This window comes from Bartonella sp. AP7XZML (genome assembly GCF_042195745.1).
Classification (GTDB): Bacteria; Pseudomonadota; Alphaproteobacteria; order Rhizobiales; family Rhizobiaceae; genus Bartonella.
Map to the genome: position 1 here is coordinate 1 of NZ_JBHIOT010000038.1, position 1,715 is coordinate 1,715.

Sequence of the window (1,715 nt, forward strand, 5' to 3'; positions counted from 1 at the left end):
AAAGGTCAAAACAATGAAAAAACTTTTATTGGCAACAGCCGTCTATGCAGCTTCATTTGGCTTTCAAACAAATGCCTTTGCCATCGTGGTATTTGATCCCACAGCTGTTGGACAAATAATGAAACAAGTCCAGCAAGGCACACAACAGCTTGGCAAATTGCAAGAACAAATTCAACAAGGCAAACAACAGCTTGAGCAATTAAAGAGCCAACTCGATCAAGCGAAACAATTATATAACTCCCTAAATGTCAAGCCTGACATTTCGGGATTGAAAGAGATGTTTAACAAGCAAGGGAGCAGTGGCGCCCTCCCTTCAGATTTCAACCACTTTCAACAATCAATGGGCAGTGGCGGTGGCGGCGGTGGCGGTGGCGGCAGCAAAAACACGCAAAAATGGCAAGAAGAACTTAAATACAAAGAGCCCTCAGGGGGTGCTGGATCAAAAGAGGCAGTGGATGCTTTTTACGCACAAGAAGTAAAAAAAGCCGAACAGGACACGGTAGGACAGGCAGCTAAAGGCCAAGACGTCTACGAAGAAGCCAGTGAAACACAAAAAAACATTACCAAGCTCCTTGACGAACTTGGAAGTACTGAAGATGCCGGTAAAATTCAAGGCATTCAAGCACAATTAGAAGCAATACAAGCAAAACTCCAAACACAAGTTCTCCAAATGCAAGCCGCCGCGATGATTCAACAAGCGGAATACAAAGCTGCCGAACAACGAGCTTACGAAGAATTTGCAGCGCGATATGCAGATTATGCCAAAAAACTCGGTGGTCAATAAACAAGAAAAAAGAGGGGCTTGAATATGAACAAGATCATCATAACAACATTGCTACTTTGCACAACGCTTCTCGCGGCTGGATGTGAAAAAACCTACAGCGTAGAAGAATTTAAGAAAGATCACAAATTATACGAAAAATGGAAAATGAAATGTATGACATCAGGGGATCTCGATTCGCAAAATTGTAAAAACGCAGAGCAAGCTTATCGTGAGAGTCTTCCAACATGGGGATGGGGGAGAACTGGCTCAACAAATGACGATAAACAAGAATCTGAAAAGAAACAGGACAATAAATAATGAATAAAGTTCTCACAACAACATTGCTGCTTGGCACAGGGCTCATCACAGCTGGATGTGAAAAAACCTACAGCGTAGAAGAATTAAAAAAAAATGAAAGCTTAATAAGAGAGTTTCAATGGAAGTGTGGAGCTTCTGATAATTCGAAAAATTGTCAAAATGTGCGACAAGCAGCGAAGGAACTTGAAACTGAAGAACGTAAAAGAATTGATGAAAATTATAATAAAGCTCTAGAGAAAATAAATAAAAGACGAGAGGAACAAGAAACAAAAGAGCGCGCTAAAGCTAAACAACAACAGGACAATAAATAATGAATAAAGTTCTCATAACAACATTGCTACTTTGCACAGGGCTCATCACAGCTGGATGTGAAAAAACCTATAGCGTTGCAGAATTTAAAAAAGATAAAAATTTACGCTTCGAGTGGGATGCGAAATGTGGATTCGCAGGAACTTCAAAAAATTGTGAAAACATGCGGTTAGCATTTTTAGAACTTGAAAAAGAATATGAAGCAAAAGCTGAAGAGAGAATTAGGGAACACAACGAAAACATGCGTAAAGCGATGGAAAGATATGAAGCCGAAATAGAAGCTAGACATGAAAAATGGAAAATTGATTTTGAAAAAAGAAAAGCT

At 39.7% G+C, this 1,715-nt stretch carries 4 protein-coding genes; all 4 read left to right on the plus strand.

Going from position 1 to position 1,715, the window contains the following annotated elements:
* Positions 1–13 precede the first annotated feature (13 nt).
* On the plus strand, positions 14–784 hold the full coding sequence (locus tag ACFILT_RS03355) for a type IV secretion system protein (protein ID WP_375679289.1): 771 nt from the start codon (positions 14–16) through the stop codon (positions 782–784).
* 24 nt (positions 785–808) lie between these two features.
* Complete coding sequence (locus ACFILT_RS03360; RefSeq protein ID WP_375679579.1) at positions 809–1,081, plus strand: EexN family lipoprotein; 273 nt, start codon at positions 809–811, stop codon at positions 1,079–1,081.
* The gene (locus ACFILT_RS03365; protein WP_375679287.1) at positions 1,081–1,392 is read left to right on the plus strand and encodes an EexN family lipoprotein; all 312 of its coding nucleotides are present in this window, start codon (positions 1,081–1,083) and stop codon (positions 1,390–1,392) included. Before ACFILT_RS03360 ends, ACFILT_RS03365 begins: the two co-directional genes overlap by 1 nt.
* Positions 1,392–1,715, plus strand: a 324-nt coding sequence (locus ACFILT_RS03370) for an EexN family lipoprotein (RefSeq protein WP_375679288.1), incomplete at its 3' end; no start/stop codon positions are given. The genes ACFILT_RS03365 and ACFILT_RS03370, both read left to right, overlap by 1 nt.

Excerpts from the sequence above, each read along its gene's own strand:
- ACFILT_RS03355 (WP_375679289.1), top strand. The coding sequence starts at position 14 with ATGAAAAAACTTTTATTGGCAACAGCCGTCTATGCAGCTTCATTTGGC.
- ACFILT_RS03360 (WP_375679579.1), top strand. The coding sequence starts at position 809 with ATGAACAAGATCATCATAACAACATTGCTACTTTGCACAACGCTTCTC.
- ACFILT_RS03365 (WP_375679287.1), top strand. The coding sequence starts at position 1,081 with ATGAATAAAGTTCTCACAACAACATTGCTGCTTGGCACAGGGCTCATC.